General features: G+C 69.9%; 22 protein-coding genes. 8 read left to right on the top strand and 14 right to left on the bottom strand.

Features of this window, described 5'->3' with window-relative positions:
- Nucleotides 1-2: 2 nt before the first annotated feature.
- From hisI to hisF, 3 genes are read right to left on the bottom strand one after another with little or no spacing between them, the layout of a single operon-like run.
- Nucleotides 3-353: a phosphoribosyl-AMP cyclohydrolase gene (gene hisI / locus ND450_RS41510; RefSeq protein WP_253323478.1), complete on the bottom strand. Its 351-nt coding sequence runs from the start codon at nt 351-353 to the stop codon at nt 3-5.
- Nucleotides 350-709: a hypothetical protein gene (locus ND450_RS41505; RefSeq protein ID WP_089917187.1), complete on the bottom strand. Its 360-nt coding sequence runs from the start codon at nt 707-709 to the stop codon at nt 350-352. Before ND450_RS41505 ends, hisI begins: the two co-directional genes overlap by 4 nt.
- Nucleotides 706-1,464 carry an imidazole glycerol phosphate synthase subunit HisF gene (gene hisF, locus ND450_RS41500; RefSeq protein WP_089917190.1) on the bottom strand — a complete coding sequence of 253 codons (759 nt, stop codon included), beginning with the start codon at nt 1,462-1,464 and terminating at the stop codon, nt 706-708. Before hisF ends, ND450_RS41505 begins: the two co-directional genes overlap by 4 nt.
- A gap of 45 nt (nt 1,465-1,509) precedes the next feature.
- Here hisF and ND450_RS41495 point away from each other — a divergent pair, with 45 nt between their 5' ends.
- Together ND450_RS41495 and ND450_RS41490 are read left to right on the top strand one after the other, a co-directional pair.
- A complete protein-coding gene (locus ND450_RS41495; protein ID WP_253323477.1) occupies nt 1,510-1,890 on the top strand; it encodes a PPOX class F420-dependent oxidoreductase in 381 nt (126 codons plus the stop codon).
- A gap of 261 nt (nt 1,891-2,151) precedes the next feature.
- Nucleotides 2,152-2,853, top strand: a complete 702-nt coding sequence (locus tag ND450_RS41490) for a Clp protease N-terminal domain-containing protein (RefSeq protein ID WP_245786191.1) — start codon at nt 2,152-2,154, stop codon at nt 2,851-2,853.
- On the opposite strand, the gene priA is transcribed toward ND450_RS41490, so the two are convergent.
- From priA to ND450_RS41465, 5 genes are all read right to left on the bottom strand, one after another.
- Nucleotides 2,819-3,550, bottom strand: a complete 732-nt coding sequence (gene priA / locus ND450_RS41485; protein ID WP_253323476.1) for a bifunctional 1-(5-phosphoribosyl)-5-((5-phosphoribosylamino)methylideneamino)imidazole-4-carboxamide isomerase/phosphoribosylanthranilate isomerase PriA — start codon at nt 3,548-3,550, stop codon at nt 2,819-2,821. The genes ND450_RS41490 and priA overlap by 35 nt on opposite strands.
- 52 nt (nt 3,551-3,602) lie before the next feature.
- Nucleotides 3,603-4,238 (bottom strand): imidazole glycerol phosphate synthase subunit HisH, encoded by a 636-nt coding sequence (hisH, locus tag ND450_RS41480; RefSeq protein WP_253323475.1) that lies wholly within the window; start codon nt 4,236-4,238, stop codon nt 3,603-3,605.
- A gap of 10 nt (nt 4,239-4,248) precedes the next feature.
- Nucleotides 4,249-5,061, bottom strand: coding sequence for a hypothetical protein (locus tag ND450_RS41475; RefSeq protein ID WP_253323474.1), 813 nt, complete (start codon nt 5,059-5,061; stop codon nt 4,249-4,251).
- 266 nt (nt 5,062-5,327) lie between these two features.
- Nucleotides 5,328-6,221, bottom strand: a complete 894-nt coding sequence (locus ND450_RS41470; protein ID WP_253323473.1) for a transketolase family protein — start codon at nt 6,219-6,221, stop codon at nt 5,328-5,330.
- Nucleotides 6,221-6,883 carry a thiamine pyrophosphate-dependent enzyme gene (locus ND450_RS41465; protein ID WP_253323472.1) on the bottom strand — a complete coding sequence of 221 codons (663 nt, stop codon included), beginning with the start codon at nt 6,881-6,883 and terminating at the stop codon, nt 6,221-6,223. Before ND450_RS41465 ends, ND450_RS41470 begins: the two co-directional genes overlap by 1 nt.
- A 55-nt stretch (nt 6,884-6,938) precedes the next feature.
- Between ND450_RS41465 and soxR the strand changes: the two genes are divergently transcribed.
- From soxR to ND450_RS41450, 3 genes are read left to right on the top strand one after another with little or no spacing between them, the layout of a single operon-like run.
- The gene (gene soxR, locus ND450_RS41460; protein WP_089917198.1) at nt 6,939-7,403 is read left to right on the top strand and encodes a redox-sensitive transcriptional activator SoxR; all 465 of its coding nucleotides are present in this window, start codon (nt 6,939-6,941) and stop codon (nt 7,401-7,403) included.
- Nucleotides 7,404-7,441: 38 nt separating this feature from the next.
- A complete protein-coding gene (locus ND450_RS41455) occupies nt 7,442-7,966 on the top strand; it encodes an RNA 2'-phosphotransferase (RefSeq protein WP_253323471.1) in 525 nt (174 codons plus the stop codon).
- Nucleotides 7,967-8,014: 48 nt separating this feature from the next.
- A complete protein-coding gene (locus tag ND450_RS41450; protein WP_253323470.1) occupies nt 8,015-8,179 on the top strand; it encodes a hypothetical protein in 165 nt (54 codons plus the stop codon).
- Here ND450_RS41450 and ND450_RS41445 read toward each other — a convergent pair.
- From ND450_RS41445 to hisD, 4 genes are read right to left on the bottom strand one after another with little or no spacing between them, the layout of a single operon-like run.
- Entirely contained in the window at nt 8,176-8,331 is a 156-nt protein-coding gene (locus ND450_RS41445; RefSeq protein WP_177229792.1) for a hypothetical protein, read from the bottom strand. The two genes, ND450_RS41450 and ND450_RS41445, sit on opposite strands and share 4 nt — an antisense overlap.
- Nucleotides 8,331-8,930, bottom strand: a complete 600-nt coding sequence (gene hisB / locus ND450_RS41440; RefSeq protein WP_253323469.1) for an imidazoleglycerol-phosphate dehydratase HisB — start codon at nt 8,928-8,930, stop codon at nt 8,331-8,333. Before hisB ends, ND450_RS41445 begins: the two co-directional genes overlap by 1 nt.
- A complete protein-coding gene (locus ND450_RS41435) occupies nt 8,927-10,033 on the bottom strand; it encodes a histidinol-phosphate transaminase (RefSeq protein ID WP_253323468.1) in 1,107 nt (368 codons plus the stop codon). Before ND450_RS41435 ends, hisB begins: the two co-directional genes overlap by 4 nt.
- Nucleotides 10,030-11,346, bottom strand: a complete 1,317-nt coding sequence (hisD, locus tag ND450_RS41430; protein ID WP_253323467.1) for a histidinol dehydrogenase — start codon at nt 11,344-11,346, stop codon at nt 10,030-10,032. The genes ND450_RS41435 and hisD overlap by 4 nt, the downstream gene beginning before the upstream one ends.
- Nucleotides 11,347-11,477: 131 nt before the next feature.
- Between hisD and ND450_RS41425 the strand changes: the two genes are divergently transcribed.
- Nucleotides 11,478-12,773, top strand: coding sequence for a M14 family metallopeptidase (locus ND450_RS41425; protein WP_253323466.1), 1,296 nt, complete (start codon nt 11,478-11,480; stop codon nt 12,771-12,773).
- 98 nt (nt 12,774-12,871) lie between these two features.
- Here the strand turns inward: ND450_RS41425 and ND450_RS41420 are convergent, their stop codons facing one another.
- Entirely contained in the window at nt 12,872-13,993 is a 1,122-nt protein-coding gene (locus ND450_RS41420; protein ID WP_253323465.1) for an aminotransferase class V-fold PLP-dependent enzyme, read from the bottom strand.
- A gap of 27 nt (nt 13,994-14,020) precedes the next feature.
- Between ND450_RS41420 and ND450_RS41415 the strand changes: the two genes are divergently transcribed.
- Nucleotides 14,021-14,509 (top strand): hypothetical protein, encoded by a 489-nt coding sequence (locus tag ND450_RS41415; protein WP_253323464.1) that lies wholly within the window; start codon nt 14,021-14,023, stop codon nt 14,507-14,509.
- A gap of 10 nt (nt 14,510-14,519) precedes the next feature.
- Entirely contained in the window at nt 14,520-15,011 is a 492-nt protein-coding gene (locus ND450_RS41410; protein ID WP_253323463.1) for a hypothetical protein, read from the top strand.
- A 4-nt stretch (nt 15,012-15,015) separates the two neighbouring features.
- Here ND450_RS41410 and ND450_RS41405 read toward each other — a convergent pair whose 3' ends face one another.
- The gene (locus ND450_RS41405; protein ID WP_253323462.1) at nt 15,016-16,515 is read right to left on the bottom strand and encodes an ABC transporter substrate-binding protein; all 1,500 of its coding nucleotides are present in this window, start codon (nt 16,513-16,515) and stop codon (nt 15,016-15,018) included.
- Nucleotides 16,516-16,529: the final 14 nt, after the last annotated feature.

Here is a 16,529-nt window from a genome sequence, read left to right as displayed (position 1 = left end):
CCTCAGGCCTCCGCGAGCAGCACCGTGGCGTCGAAGCACGTGCGGTCGCCCGTGTGGCAGGCCGCGCCGACCTGGTCGACGGTGAGCAGGACCGTGTCGCCGTCGCAGTCGAGCCGCACCTCGTGCACGTGCTGGGTGTGACCGGAGGTCTCCCCCTTCACCCACAGCTGCTGGCGGCTGCGCGAGTAGTACGTCGCACGGCGCGTGGTGAGGGTGCGGTGCAGCGCCTCGTCGTCCATCCACGCCACCATGAGCACCTCGCCGGTGCCGCGCTGCTGCGCGACCGCGCACACGAGACCGTCCGGGGTGCGCTTGAGGCGCTGGGCGACGGCGGGATCGAGCGGGCTGCTCATCGGGGACCTCCCAGGTGTTCACGAGCCGGTCCGGTGTTGAGCAGGACCACTCCGTAGATGTGCACGGCGGACAGCACTCCGGACGCGACGCGCGCCCACGCGGGGCCGTCGGCCAGCACGATGACGAGGTGCAGCAGGCCCACGAGGATGAACACGATCATCGCCGGGTAGTGCACGAAGCGAAGCCTGAGCAGCAGCGCGGCCGCGATCGGCAGCTCGACGGCCGCGAGGAACGACGGCAGCTTCAGCACGTCCGCGTCCCCGGTCGAGCGCCACAGAACGAGACCGACGACGAAGAACGCCAGGGCGCCGCCGAACGCGACCGCCGAGGCGACGCGCACCTCGACCGGCTTCACCGCACCACGACGCCCGCCTGGCGCAGGCCGTCCTTGACCTCGCCGATGCGGAGCTGGCCGAAGTGGAAGACGCTCGCGGCGAGCACGGCGTCGGCACCCGCGGCGACGGCCGGCGGGAAGTGGTCGACCGCGCCCGCGCCCCCGCTCGCGATCAGCGGGACGTCGACCTCGCGCCGAACCAGTTCGAGGAGCTCGAGGTCGAACCCGGCCTTGGTGCCGTCGGCGTCCATCGAGTTCAGCAGGATCTCGCCGACACCCAGCTCCTGGCCCTTCGCGGCCCAGGCGATCGCGTCGATGCCCGTGCCGTTGCGACCGCCGTGCGTCGTGACCTCGAAGCCGGTGCCACCGGGCACGCGCCGCGCGTCGACCGACAGCACGATGCACTGCGCGCCGTACCGCTCCGAGCACTCCTTGAGCAGCTCCGGGCGCGCGATGGCGGCGGTGTTGAGGCTGACCTTGTCCGCACCGGCGCGCAGCAGCTTGTTCACGTCCTCGGGGCTGCGCACGCCGCCGCCGACCGTCAGAGGGATGAACACCTGCTCGGCGGTGCGGCGGACCACGTCGAACGTCGTCTCGCGGTCACCGCTGCTGGCCGTCACGTCGAGGAACGTCAGCTCGTCCGCGCCCTCGGCGTCGTAGGCCCTGGCCAGCTCGACCGGGTCGCCCGCGTCGACGAGGTTGGTGAAGTTGACGCCCTTCACCACCCGGCCCCGGTCGACGTCGAGACAGGGGATGACACGGACCGCGACTGACATGCGCGAAAGCCTACAAGGCACACCTGAGGACTACGCTGCGCGGCCATGATCGCCGAACTGGGCAAGGGCAAGTACCTGCTGCTGACGACGTTCCGCAAGGACGGCACCCCGGTGCCCACGCCGGTCTGGGTCACGCCGGGCGAGAACGACGACGTGATCTACGCGTGGAGCGGCCGCGACACCGGCAAGGTCAAGCGGATCCGCCGCAGCGGCGAGGTCGAGGTCGGGCCGTGCGACGTCCGCGGCAACCCGAAGGGCCCGTCGGTCAAGGCGCACGCCCGGCTGCTGGACGACGACGCGAGCGACGCCGTCCGTGCGCGCATCACGAAGAAGTACGGCGTGATGGGGTGGATGACCGTCTTCGGCAGCAAGCTCCGCCGGGGGCGGACCGGGTCGGTCGGCATCGCGATCACGCCGGCGAGCTGAACGTCCACGTTGACCGCGCGAATCAACGTTGAGTCCGTGTTGATTCGCGCGATCAACATGGACGCGTGCCGTCAACATGCACTTGACACGCCTCACCCAGCCGATGACAACGTTGTCTTTTGTCCACGTTGACTTGATTCGTCCACCTCGTCGGACGTCGTCAATGTGGACTCAACGTCGACGCAGGCGATCAACATTGACCACAGGTTGAGCGTCAACTCAAGGTTGACCATGCCGATGTCGTCAACCTAGAGTTGACGCGTGATCCAGTTGACCGACCTCATCGTCACGGTCGCTCAAGAAGCAGACGACGCCCTGGTGCGACTGGCGAAGGCCGTCGAGATGAGCGGTCAGCTCAACGAGCTCGGCGACCACCTGATCGGCCACTTCGTGGACGAGGCGCGGCGTGGAGGCGCGAGCTGGGCCGAGATCGGCGAGAGCCTCGGCGTCACGAAGCAGGCCGCGCAGAAGAGGTTCGTGCCCAGGGAGTCACCGGAACTCGGCAAACCGAGCACCGAGCGCTACACCCAGCGCTCCCGGCGGGTCATCGCGCTGGCGAGGCACCACGCGCGGTTCAGCGAGCGGATCGGCACCGAACACCTGCTGCTCGGGCTGCTCGACGAGTCGGCGGGGCTCGCCGCCAAGACCATCGCGAAGCTGGAGTCCGGCGACGGCAGCACGCGCATCGCGACCCTCAACCGGCTCGACTCCGAGGCCAGGCAACGGCCGGAGAAGCAGCCCTACACGGCCCAGTGCAAGAAAGCCCTGGAACTGGCCGTGCGCGAGGCGCTGAGGATGGGCCACATGTTCATCGGCACCGAGCACATCCTGCTCGGCGTGCTGGCCGAGGGCGAGGGGACCGCGGCCGACGTGCTCCACAACACGGGTGTGACGCACGCGGCCGCGGCCGCTCACATCGAGAGCGTGGTCAACGGACCGCAGCGAGTGCTTCCGGGAGCGTGAACGCGCCGGCGTACAGGGCCTTGCCCACGATGGAGCCCTCCACGCCGTCGCGCGAGAGCTTCGAGAGCGCGACCAGGTCGTCCACAGTGGACACGCCACCGGACGCGATCACGGGGGCGTCGGTGCGCGCGCAGACCTCGCGCAGCAGCTCCAGGTTCGGGCCCGTCAGCGTGCCGTCCTTCGACACGTCGGTGACGACGTAACGGGTGCAGCCGTCGCGGTCGAGCCGGTCGAGGACCTCCCAGAGGTCGCCGCCGTCCGACGTCCAGCCGCGGCCCTTGACCCGGTGGCCCTCCTCGGTGATGCGGACGTCGAGGCCCACCGCGATCTTCTCGCCGTGCGCCGCCAGCGCCTTCGCGCACCACTCCGGGTCTTCCAGCGCGGCCGTGCCGAGGTTCACGCGCGCGCAGCCGGTGGCCAGGGCGGCCTCCAGCGACGCGTCGTCGCGGATGCCGCCGGACAGCTCGACCTTGACGTCCAGCTCACCGACGACGCGGGCGACGAGCTCGCGGTTGGAGCCGCGGCCGAACGCCGCGTCGAGGTCGACGAGATGGATCCACTCCGCACCGTCGCGCTGCCACTGCAGGGCGGCGTCGAGCGGCTCGCCGTAGTTCGTCTCGGTACCGGCTTCGCCCTGCACGAGCCGGACGGCACGACCGTCGGCAACGTCAACAGCGGGGAGGAGTGTGAACGTCACCCGGGCAGCCTAGCGCCCCGCTGATCGGAGACCGTCGTCAGCGGTCCCGCGCTCACGACAGGGTGCCGAGCCAGTTCTTCAGCAGGTGCGCCCCGGCGTCGCCGGACTTCTCCGGGTGGAACTGGGTCGCCCACAGCGGCCCGTTCTCGACCGCCGCGACGAACTCGTCGCCCGCGTGGTCGGCCCACGTCACGAGCGGCGCCCTGATGTGGTCGGCCGCCTCCAGCTCCCAGCGGCGCACGCCGTAGGAGTGCACGAAGTAGAACCTCGTGTCCTTGTCGAGGCCCGCGAACAGCCGCGAGCCCTCGGGCGCGCGGACCGTGTTCCAGCCCATGTGCGGCACGATCGGGGCCTCGAGCCGCTCGACCGTGCCGGGCCACTCGCCGCAGCCCTCGGTGAGCACGCCGTGCTCGATGCCGCGCTCGAACAGGATCTGCATGCCCACGCAGATGCCGAGCACCGGACGCCCGCCAGCGAGGCGCTCGCCGATGATCCGGCCGCCGCGCACCGAGTTGAGGCCCTCCATGCACGCCGCGTACGCGCCGACGCCGGGCACGACCAGGCCGTCCGCCTCGCGTGCGGCTTTCGGGTCCGCCGTCACCTCGACATGGGCGCCGACACGCTGAAGCGCGCGCTCGGCCGAGCGCAGGTTGCCGGAGCCATAGTCAAGTACGACGACACGTGCCACGCCCACCAGGTTAGTCGGTCAGGACCGCACCCTGCGTGACCGGGATGACCGGCAGCACCGTGTTGATCGGCTTCCGGCTCACCAGGCGGCGCCGGAGCACGACCAGCAACGTGGTCATCGTCACGAGGAGCAGGCCGCAGACGAGGTAGTAGACCACCGCCGGGATGTGGAGCAGCACGGAGAGCAACGCGACCAGCACGATCAGCGGGAAGATCACCAGCAGCGGCCACACCTGCGCGCGGGGCGGTTCGAGCGTCCGCAGCACGAAGTCCGCGCGGCCCTGCTCCGCGAGCTCGGCGACCCGCGCGACCTCGTGCAGCCCGGCGGCGCGGAAGAAGCCGGGGATCGCCGCGCGACCGTTCTCGAAGTCGCGGAGGCGTTCCAGCGGGCCCTTGCGGCTCGCCGCCGGGTGCAGCGCGGTCAGCTTGTCGATCGCGTCGAGCTGCCACTTCTCCTTCTCGCGCAGGTCGACCACGCCCGCGGTCACGCGGTCGAAGGATCGTCCGACCGGTCCCGACTGCTTCGCCTCCTCCGACAGCCGCAGCACCGCCTCGCGCGACCCCCACGTCGAGGCCCGGCCGAGCGTCGTGGTGAACAGGTAGAGCAGCGCGGCGTCGTCGTCCCAGACGGCCAGCGCGGCGCCGCTCCCGATCTTGCGCACCCTGTTCGTCATGTACGCGGCCTCGTTGAGCTTCGTGGCCGGAGGAGGCAGCAGCACCGTGCCGGACTGCAGCGGGACGAGCGCCGCGGGGCCCACGTTGCCGCTGTGCATGGCCTTCTGCAGCTCGGCGGCGTTCAACGGGGTCCAGATCAGCATTCTCACGCACAACATCATTCCTGGTGCGTCTCGCGCGTCCGTGCAGACATGCCAAGGACCTCGCGGACCGGGAACGGACGGCCGCGCCGGGCGCTGTGCCACACCGCGAACGAGCGACGCGGTCCACACCAGACCGCTTCACCGGTCCCCCAACGACGCGTGGGATGTGCACGACCGGGAACTCGGCCCCGGCCGTGCACACCACCTCATCTCTGGACGCCGCGCGAAGGCGCGCCGGTCCAGTCATCCCCCCTGACTGCGAACATGTTCCTTCACCCCCTGAAGAAACTCCGCACAGCGCTCCCCAGCCCGACCACGTCGAGATCATGCGCGGCGTCATGGTCTTCGGCCGTGCCGTAGTTGCGGAGCTCCGCGTGTCGTTTTACGCCTATAGAACGCAGGCGGTGCGGAATATGTTGCAGCGTCTCGGAAACAAGATGGGAAGACGTTCCCTCGAGGTACGGCTCGACCAGCATCACGTCCACGTGGTCGGTGTCCCGCACCGCCTTGCGCAGTCCGTCCGAGTCGAACGGCCGGACCGTCGCCGCGTAGAGCACGGTGACGTCGGCGTTCTCGGACTCGACGGCTTTGAGCACGCGGTCGAGCATCGGCCCGATGGCGAGCACGACGCCGCGCTTGCCGTGGCGGAGCGTCGTGAACCCCCGGCCGACCGGATGCGCCTGCGCGTTCTCGTGCAGCGAAAGCCTCATGTAGACGCGGTCGTCGTCCTTCAGCGCCTGTTCGAGCAGAGGCGTGACCTCGTCGGGGTGTCCGGGTACGTGCACGGTCCAGCCGGGCAGCGTGTCGAACAGCGCGACGTCACCGGGCGACTGGTGCGTGCGGCCCCAGACCGGGTCGTCGTAGGACGCTCCTATGCTCACGAACACCGCGCCCACGTCCTGGTGCCCGATGTCGAGCTTGATCTGCTCGTACGGCCGCTCGACCAGGAACGGCGCGTAGCTGTGCACGACCGGCCGCAGCCCCGCCAGCGCCAGTCCGCTCGCCACCCCGACCATGGTCTGCTCGCGGATACCGACGTCCACGACGCGTTCGTTCTCCTGCGGGAACTCGTTGCTGGAGATCACCGCGGTCACCACGGCGATCCGCGGGTCGGTGGCGATGCCGTCGTTGACCGTCCTGACGAAGGCCTGGCGCATGGTGGTCATCAGTAGCTCTTCTCGACTTCGGCGACGACCGCGTACGGGCGGTCGTGGGGAGCGGTGAGTGCGGCGAGGAGGGCCTCGTGGTCGCGGCCGTCGACCTCGGCGGTCTGCCAGCCCTCGACGGCGAAGCGCCGGGCGATGCCGCCGGGCCAGCCGTACATCGCGGACCTGTTGTCGACCACGACCGCGGTCAGGTTCGCGACCCCCAGCCGGGACGCCACCGCGATCGCCTCGTGGTTGCTGCCCTCGTCCAGCTCACCGTCTCCGACCAGCACGAACGTCCGCCCGCGGCTGCCGGAGATCCGCTGCCCGATGGCCGTGCCCACCGCGATCGGCAGGCCGTGGCCGAGCGATCCGCTGCTGATCTCCACGCCCTTCACCAGCACGCGGTCGGGGTGCTGGCCGAGCGGGCTGTCCCAGGACGTCCAGTCGTCCAAAATGGACTCTTCGATGAACCCCTTCTCCGCCAGCACGGCGTAGTAGGCCATCGGGCCGTGCCCCTTGGACAGCAGGAACCTGTCCCGGTCGGGGTCGTCGGCGGTGTCCGGCGTGACGTTGAGGACCTTGTCGTAGAGGACCCAGAGCACGTCGATCGTGGAAGCCGCCGCCCACTCGTGCTTCTCGTCCCCGGTCATCCTCGCGAAGAGCTCCGGTATCCGTTGCATGCCACCAACTGTTCAACCTCGACCATGCTGGAGGTCAAGCGGTTACCATGATCGGGTGAGCAAGTTGCCGGAAATGCTGACCATCGGCCAGGTCGCCGAACGCAGCGGCGTCCCCCACACCGCCCTGCGCTTCTACGAGGACAGGGGCCTCATCAGCTCGGTCCGCACCGCGGGCAACCAGCGGCGCTACCTGCGCTCGGTGCTGCGCCGGCTGGCGTTCATCCGCACCGCCCAGCGCGTCGGCCTCACCCTGGAGGACGTCCGCGACGCCCTCGCGCAGCTTCCCGACAACCGCACCCCGACGAAGTCGGACTGGGAACGCCTCTCCCGCTCGTGGAAGACGGAGCTCGACGCCCGCATCGACGCCCTCTACCGGCTGCGCGACCGCCTCACGGGCTGCATCGGGTGCGGATGCCTCTCGCTGCGCAGCTGCGCCCTGCAGAACATCGACGACGAGCAGGCCACGCACGGCCCGGGCGCCCCCAAGCTCAAGCCCGCCCTCGAGGGCGGCACCGCCTAGGAAAACCGGTGGACGCGCTGTGGTTTCCTGAGGGGCAAATGGAAGACGAAAGAATGATCCGCCTCTCGAAGCGGATGTCCAAGGCGCTCCGGCACCAGCCCGAGCGCGTCGGCCTCACCCTCGACGCCGCCGGCTGGGTGCCCGTGGCCGACCTGCTGAGCGCCCTCGGCGTCTCCGAGGCCGATCTGCGCGAGGTCGTCGAACGCAACGACAAGAAGCGCTTCACGATCGACGGCGACCGCATCCGCGCGAGCCAGGGCCACAGCGTCGAGGTCGAGCTCGGCCTGCCCGTGGCGACGCCGCCGGACGAGCTGTTCCACGGCACGGTCGCGCAGTACCTCGACGACATCATGCGCGACGGCCTGCGGCCCATGGCCCGCCACGACGTGCACCTGTCCCCCGACCGCGAGACCGCGCGCAGGGTCGGTTCCAGGCGGGGCCGGCCGGTGATCCTGACCGTCGACGCCGGGCGGATGCACGCGGACGGGCACGAGTTCCGCCTCAGCGCCAACGGGGTGTGGCTCACCCAGCACGTTCCCGCGCGCTACCTGGGGACGGCGTGAAGCACGTCGTCGAGTCCGGGCTGCGGCGAGGGTGTCCCGTGCAGTCGCATGCTCGCCGAACGGCACGACGTCCTGGGCGTCGACCTGTCCCGGCGGCACGCTCGTTCGACGGCATCGCCGCGTTCTAGCGTCACCGGAACAGGCACACCGGATCTGATCGAGACCTGGCTCGGTGTGGAGATGTTCCTCGGCGGCCTGGCCCGCGAGGCCTAGAGCAGCCAGAGAACGGCGCCGCCGACCGCCACCAGGAGCAGCACCAGCAGGATGACCGCCAGCACCCTGGCGGTCTTCCAAGTCGTGTAGACGCCACCGGCCAGGAAGCCCGCGAGGGCCAGCAGGCCGATGACGACGACTTCCTTCGGCATCAGAGAACGCCCTTGGTCGACGGGATGCCGCCGACGCGGGGGTCGGGCTCGGTGGCCACGCGCAGGGCCCGCGCGATGGCCTTGTACTCGGCCTCGGCGATGTGGTGCGGGTCGCGGCCGTACTCGACGCGCACGTGCAGTGCGATCTGCGCGTGGAAGGCGAGCGACTCGAACACGTGCCTGTTCAGCACGAACGGGTAGTTGCCGCCGATCACGAAGCTGTTGAACTGCTCCGGCTCACCCTTGTGCACCGTGTACGGACGGCCCGAGACGTCGACCGCGGCGTGCGCGAGCGTCTCGTCCATGGGGATCCAGCAGTCGCCGAAGCGGCGGATGCCCTTCTTGTCCCCCAGCGCTTCCCTCAGCGCCTGGCCCAGCACGATCGCGATGTCCTCGACCGAGTGGTGGGCGTCGATGTGGGTGTCGCCGGTCGCGCGCACGGTCAGGTCGAAGCTGCCGTGCACGCCGAACGCGGTGAGCATGTGGTCGTAGAACGGCACACCCGTGTTGATGTCGACCTGGCCGGTGCCGTCCAGGTCGATCTCCACGTAGACCGACGACTCCCTGGTGGTGCGCTCCACCTTGCCGACCCGACTCACCGGCTGACCTCCTTGCTGGCCGCGAGGAAAGCGTCGTTCTCCTCGGGCGTTCCGATGGTCACCCGCAGGTGACCCGCGATTCCGACGTCCCTGATGAGCACGCCGTGCTCCAAATAGGACTTCCACGTCTCCCGTGCGTCCTCGAACCAGCCGAACAGCACGAAGTTCGCGTCCGACGGCACAACCCGGAAACCCATCTCCGATAGCGCCGCGGACACCCTGTCGCGTTCGGCGGCGAGCTTCGCCACCGAGCCCAGGGTCTCCGAGGCGTGCCTCAGCGACGCCCGTGCCGCCGCCTGCGTCAACGCCGACAGGTGGTACGGCAGGCGCACCAGCTGCAGCGCGTCGACCACGGCCGGAGCGGCCGCCAGGTAACCGAGGCGGCCGCCGGCGAACGCGAAGGCCTTCGACATCGTGCGCGAGACGATCAGCCGCGAGCCGAACTCGTCCAGCAGCTTGATCGCGCTCTCCTGCGGGGAGAACTCCGCGTACGCCTCGTCCACCACGATCACGCCCGTACAGGCGGAGATCAGCAGGCGCAGGTCCTCCAGCGGGATCGACTGGCCCGTCGGGTTGTTCGGCGACGTCACGAAGACGACGTCCGGACGCGTCTCGGCGATGATCGCGGCGGCCTTCTCCACGTCCAGCGAGAAGTCCTGGCGGCGCGGGGTCGGCGACCACTCCGTGCGGGTGCCCGCCGCGATGATCGGGTGCATCGAGTACGACGGCTCGAAGCCCAGGGCGACGCGGCCGGGGCCGCCGAACGCCTGCAGGATCTGCTGGAGGATCTCGTTCGAGCCGTTGGCGGCCCAGACGTTCTCCGACGTCAGCGTCACCGAGGTGGCCTCGGTGAGGTACGCCGCCAGGTCGTCGCGCAACGCCACCGCGTCGCGGTCCGGGTAGCGGTGCAGGTCACCGGCGATCTCGGCGACCGCCGCGACCACGTCCGCCGCCAGCGCGTCCGTCGGCTCGTACGGGTTCTCGTTGGTGTTCAGGCGGTACGGGACGTCGAGCTGCGGCGCGCCGTAGGGCGTGCGGCCGCGCAGGTCCTCGCGCAGGGGGAGGTCGGACAGCTCCACCCTCGCGCCGACGACGGGCTTCATCGGGCGAACCTCGCTGTGACGGCCTGCCCGTGCGCGGGCAGGTCCTCCGCGTTGGCCAGCGCGACGACCTTGTCGGCGACCTCCCGGAGTGCTTCCTCGGAGTAGTCGATCAGGTGGATGCCGCGCAGGAACGTCTGCACGGACAGCCCGGACGAGTGCCGTGCGCAGCCACCGGTCGGCAGCACGTGGTTCGAGCCGGCGCAGTAGTCGCCGAGCGACACCGGCGCGTAGGCACCGACGAAGATCGCGCCGGCGGACCGGATCCGCGCCGCCACCTCGCGCGCGTCGCGCGTCTGGATCTCCAGGTGCTCGGCCGCGTACGCGTCGACCACCCGCACACCTTCGTCCACATCGGACACGAGCACGACGCCGGACTGCTTGCCGGACAACGCGGTGCGCACGCGCTCGATGTGCTTGGTCGCGGAGACCTGGCGCTCCAGCTCGGTGTCCACCGCGTCCGCCAGTTCGACGGAGTCCGTCACCAGCACGGAGGCGGCGAGCGGGTCGTGCTCGGCCTGGGAGATCAGGTCGGCGGCCACGTGCACCGCGTCGGCCGACGAGTCGGCGAGGATCGCGATCTCGGTCGGACCGGCCTCGGAGTCGATGCCGATCAGGCCGCGCAGCAACCGCTTCGCCGCCGTCACGTAGATGTTGCCGGGACCGGTGACGATGTCGACCGGGGCCAGCTCCGCGCCGTCGGTGTCCACACCGCCGTGCGCCAGCAGCGCCACGGCCTGCGCGCCGCCCACGGCCCACACCTCGTCGACGCCGAGCAGCGCGGCGGCGGCCAGGATCGTCGGGTGCGGCAGACCACCGAACTCGGCCTGCGGCGGCGAGCACACCACCAGCGACTCGACGCCCGCGATCTGGGCGGGCACGACGTTCATGACCACCGTCGACGGGTACACGGCGAGACCGCCGGGCGCGTAGAGGCCCACGCGCGCGACCGGCACCCACTTCTCGGTGACGGTGCCGCCGGGCACCACCTGGGTCGTCGTGTCGACGCGCTTCTGGTCGGCGTGCACCCGCCGGGTGCGCGCGATGACCTCTTCCAACGCCTCGCGGACGGCCGGGTCCAGCGAGGACAAAGCGGACGAGATCTCCGAAGCGGGCACACGCACAGAAGCCGGACGAACCTGGTCGAACTTCTCCGTGTACTCCAGAGCGGCCTCGACGCCGCGCTCCGCGATCGCGTCCACCACGGGACGCACGTGATGCAGAACCGCGTCCACGTCCACCTCTGCGCGCGGGACGACGGCGCGCAACTGAGCGGGAGTCGTGGTACGACCTCGCAGGTCGATGCGGTTCAGCATGCCCACAGCCTAGTTCCTGCGGAAATCTGTCAACGGTCAGCCCGCTATCGGCGCTACTCAGCCTGTGACACCCCGGCCACGCTCGGTCGAGCACCACTCCGTCGCAAACCCCTGCTGATGATGGAGGACCCATGTTCACCAAGCGCCGCGGCAAGATCGCCGCAGTGCTCGCGATATGCCTGCCCGTGCTGGTCGCGGGCATGGCGACGCCCAGCACGGCCGACTCCGGCCGCTACCTGCTGGAGATCACCGCGAACACGTCCGCCGAACGCACCCAGATCGCCCAGAGCGGTGTGGACGTGCTCGGAGCGACGAAGCTCACCACCGTCTCGGTCGTCGCGGACAAGTCGCAGTACCGGGCCCTGCAGGCCACCGGACTGCCGATCAAGTACGTCGGTGACTTCGAGCAGGAGCTGAAGAAGCTCGGCAAGGTCCAGTTCGCCGACCCGCAGCCGGGCCAGATCGGCACGCAGGACTTCCCGTCCGGCTACACCGGCTACCACAACTTCGCGGAGATGACCGCGGAGCTGCAGCAGACCGTGCGCGACCACCCGACGCTCGCGAGCCTGCGCAGCATCGGCAAGAGCGCGCAGAACCGGGACATCTGGGCCCTCAAGGTCAGCGACAACGTCGCGACCGACGAGAGCGAGCCCGAGGTGATCTTCACCTGCAACCAGCACGCCCGCGAGCACATCACCGTCGAGCAGTGCCTGCAGATCATCAAGCGCTACACCGACAACTACTCCACGCCGGCCATCAAGAGCCTGGTGGACAGCCGCGAGGTCTGGTTCGTCCCGATGGTCAACCCGGACGGCGTCGAGTACGACATCGCCACGGGCTCGTTCCGCGGCTGGCGCAAGAACCGCCAGGGCAACGGCACCGACCTCAACCGCAACTGGGGCTACAAGTGGGGCTGCTGCGGCGGTTCCAGCGGCAGCACGACGTCGGACACCTACCGCGGTCCGTCGGCGTTCTCCGCGCCGGAGACCACGGCCGTGAAGAACTTCGTCGACTCCCGCGTGGTCGGTGGCGTCCAGCAGATCAAGACGAACATCGACTTCCACTCGTTCTCGGAGCTCGTGCTGTGGCCCTTCGGCTACACCACCGCGAACACCGCGCCCGGCCTGGACGCGACCGAGGAGCGGGCGTTCCGCACGCTCGGCCAGCAGATGGCCGCCACCAACGGCTACACGCCGGAGCAGGCGAGCGACCTGTACATCACCGACGGCAGCATCGACGACTGGATGTGGGGCCAGCACAAGATCTGGTCCTACACCTTCGAGATGTACCCGAGCAGCGGCGGCCTCAACGGCTTCTACCCGCAGGACTCGGTCATCGCGGCGCAGACGAGCCGCAACGACCGCGCCGTCGACCTGTTCGTCGGCTACTCGGACTGCGTGAAGCGCGTGATCAACGTTTCCTGCTGATGGTTCCGGGGGTCCTGGTGACCCCCTGCGGGAGGGCGGAGTGGTGTGGAGGTGGCCCCGCACCACTCCGTTCGCGCGTTGGGGCGGCGAACCGCCTGTCAGGCCACCTCGCCGATGATCTCCAGCGCCTGATCCACCTCGTCGGGGGTGACGAAGTAGTGCGGGGACGCCCGCACCACCTCGTCCAGCCTCCTACGCGTCATGTCGAGCAACGTCGACCCGCGCTGCGACACCGTGACGGCGACGTCCCGCTCCCACAGCCGGTCCTTCAGCTCCATCGCCGGCACACGCTCCGACGTGAAGGTGACGATGCCGGACTGGCGTTCGCCCAGGTCCCGCACGGTGATGCCGGGGATGGACCGCAGCCCCTCGCGCAAGCGCTTGGCGCGGTCCGCGACCTCGGCCTCGATCACGTCGAGGCCCTTGTCCAGGGCGTACCGCGCGGCCGCGATCATGCCGAGCCGGTCGGCGATGCTGCACTCCCACAGCTCGAACACGCGGGCGTCGGAGCGCAACCGGAACTCCTGCGGGCCGGTCCACTCGCCGCTGTGCAGGTCGACCAGGCGCGGGGTGAGCCTTTCCCGCACCTCGTCGCGCACGACCAGGGCTCCGGTGCCGCGCGGGCCTCGCAGCCACTTGCGACCGGTGCAGGCCAGCATGTCGTAGTCGAGCCCGCGCAGGTCGAGCTGGCCGGTCGACTGGCAGGCGTCGAGCAACACCAGCGCGCCGACCTCACGAGCCGCCGCTGTGATGTCGTTCACCGGGTTGATCAGGCCGCCGTTGGTCGGCACGTGCACGAGCGAGATCAGCTTGACTCGGTTGTCAAGGTCCAGGGCGCCGAGGTCGACCTGCCCGTGGATGTCGGACGGCATGACCTCGACGACCGCCCCGGCCTCCGCCGCACGGCGCAGTACCGGAATCGCGTTGCCAGCGTATTCGACCTCGGTGACGAGAATTCGGTCTCCGGCTTCGAGGGGCACCGCGTCGAACGCCGCCAGCCAAGATCGAGTGGCACTGTCCGTGAAGGCGACCTCGGACGGCTGACACCCGAAGAGGTCTGCGAGGACGCCGTAGCCCGCCTCCAGGTCGTCCCGGCGTTCCGCTGCCGCGCGGTAGCCGCCGATCTCGGTCTCCCGCCGCAGATGGCCGATGACCTCGTCCACGACCGGCGCCGGAGGGAGGGAGGAACCTGCGCTGTCCAAGAAGATCAGATCGCTCACCCGCCCCACTGTGCCACCATCGGGTTCATGGGGGATCGCTCGTTCGGGTACAGCGCTCAGGTGCGGCCTTTCCTGTGGGTCTTCCTGGTGGTCACGCCGCTGGAAGTCCTGCTCGTGGAGCTGCTCGTGCCGTGGTTCTGGCTTCGCGCCGTGCTGCTCGCGTTCGGTGTGCTGAGCGCGTTGTTGCTGGGGTGGCAGCTCTGGATGCTGCACAAGTTCAAGCACGAGGTCGACGACGAGTACCTGTGGCTGCGTTACGCGCGTGAGTTCGAGTACTGGATTCCGTTGAGCACCATCGGTTCCGTGACGCAGGGCATGACGAGCCGGACGCTGCACCGGACGCGGTCCGTTGTGGACGGCACGCTCGTGCTGGAGATCTCCGGCTCCACCAACGTCGCGCTGCACCTGGACGCACCGCTGGAGGTCGACCTGGGCAGGCGTGGCACGCACGAGGTGACGAAGGTCGAGTTCTGGACCGACGACCCCGACGGCGTGGTTCGCGCGCTGCGAAAATAGGCTCACCGGCATGGTGGAGATCCCCTACGGCAAGCGCATGAAGCCGCGGTACGTGCGGTTCCTGATCATCACGGCGGTCGGGATCGCACTGGTCGCGTTCGGCCTGGACATCCCGTGGCTGCTCATCACGTTGATCGTGCTGGGTGTGCTGAACGCCGTCGTGTGTGTGGGCGCTCTCTACGTGCTGACGAAGCAGCCGCACACCGTCTCCGACGACGAGCTGCGGCTGCGCCAGCTGGGGTTCTTCGACTGGCGCATCCCGACCGCGGACCTCGGCGCGGCCCAGGTCGCCGAGCGCAGCCACAAGGGCCAGCGCAGCGTCGAGGTGATCGGCGACGCGCTCGTCATCCAGTCCCTGACCAGGACGAACGTGACCGTGCCGTTCCACGAGCCGCAGCTCGTCGACCTCGGCAAGACGGGCGCGAGGCAGGTCGCGCGCGTCGAGTTCTGGGCGGACGACCCGGACCGCGCCGTCCGCGAGATCAACGCCCGGACCACGTGACGGCCTACTTGGGCTCCCACTTCTCCAGGTTCCACCACGGGCCCCAGGCCAGCGCGCCGTAGGAGTTCGGGTCGACCACGGGCTGGTAGCCGTTCCACGAGTCGCGCACCACGTACGCGTGTTCGGGGAACACCAGCACCGCCATCGACGGCGCGGCGACGAACGCCTGCTGGAAGAGCTTGTACGCCACGGCCCGCTGCGCCGGGTCGATGAGCTTGCGGCCGTTCTCGAGCGCGGCGTCGGCGGCGGGACTGCCCTGGCCGCGCAGGTCGTAGAGCATCAGGTCCGGGTCGAACGGCGAACCCTCGCCGTAGAGCAGCGCGTCCTGGGCCATGCGCGGCCGGATCGCCTCCCACGACAGGCCGGCGAGCTGCACGTCCACGCCCACGGCCTTGGCGTCGGCCGCGAACGCCGTGGCGAGGTCGGCCCGCAGGTCGTCGCCCAGCGGGTACATCAGCGTGAAGCGGGCCGCGACGCCCTCGCGGACCCGGATGCCGTCCGCGCCGGGCACCCAGCCGCCCACGTCGAGCAGCCGCGCCGCCTCCGCCTTGTCGAAGCGGAACTTCGCGGTCGGGTCGAACTCCTCGGCCAGCGCGTCCGGCACCGGCGTGTAGGCGATCGTGCCCTTGCCGTCGAGCAGGCTGTCGATCATGCCCTGGCGGTTCGCGGCGAAGTTGAGCGCGAGGCGCACGGACGCGTTGCCCGTCACCGGGTTGGCCGCAGGCAGCCGCACGGCGCGGTAGTCGGCACTGCGGTGGTACTGCACGGTCAGGCCGGACCTGCCGGCGAACGACGTGGCGATCTTGGGCGGCAGCACCGTGCCGTCGAACTCGCCGTCCTGCATGCGGCGGGCGCGCTGGTTGTCGTCGGTGACGAAGACGACGGTGACCTTCTTGACCTTGGGCGCGCCGCCGAAGTAGCCCTCGTTGGCCTCCAGCAGCAGCCGGTCTCCCTTCTTCCACTCGCTGACCTTGTACGGGCCGGTGCCGACGGGCTGCCCGTCCGGGTTCGCCTGCTCGCTCGGCAGGACGCCGAGCACGAGCAGGTGCGGGAACGCGGCCTGCGTCTGCGTGAGCGTGAAGCGGACCGTCGACGGGTCGAGCTGCTCGACGCTCTTGAGCGTGCTGAAGCGCTCCTTGACCGGCGTCTGCAGCGCCGCGGTGTAGGTGGCGACGACGTCCTCGGCCCCGAACGTGCTGCCGTCGGTGAACTTCACGTCACCGCGCAGCTTGACAGTCCAGCTCAGCCCGTCCGACGCGGGCTCCGGCAGGTCGGCCGCGAGCTGCGGGGTGAGCGACCCGTCCTGGCGGTGCTCGACGAGCCCGTCGTAGATCTTCGACACACCCTGCGCGCCGTAGCCGAGCAACGGGTTCAGCGTCGTGGGTTCGTCGCGGTCCGCGAGCACGATCGACGTGCCGTTCGACCCACCGTCCGGGCGGGGTGCGGCGGTCTCGGTGCAGCCCGCGACGGCCAGCAACACGACTAGGAGCAGTGGGGAACGCACGAGTCGGACCCTAC

Source organism: Lentzea sp. HUAS12 (assembly GCF_024125735.1).
GTDB lineage: Bacteria > Actinomycetota > Actinomycetes > Mycobacteriales > Pseudonocardiaceae > Lentzea > Lentzea albida.
This window is presented reverse-complemented; position numbering and strand designations above follow the sequence as displayed.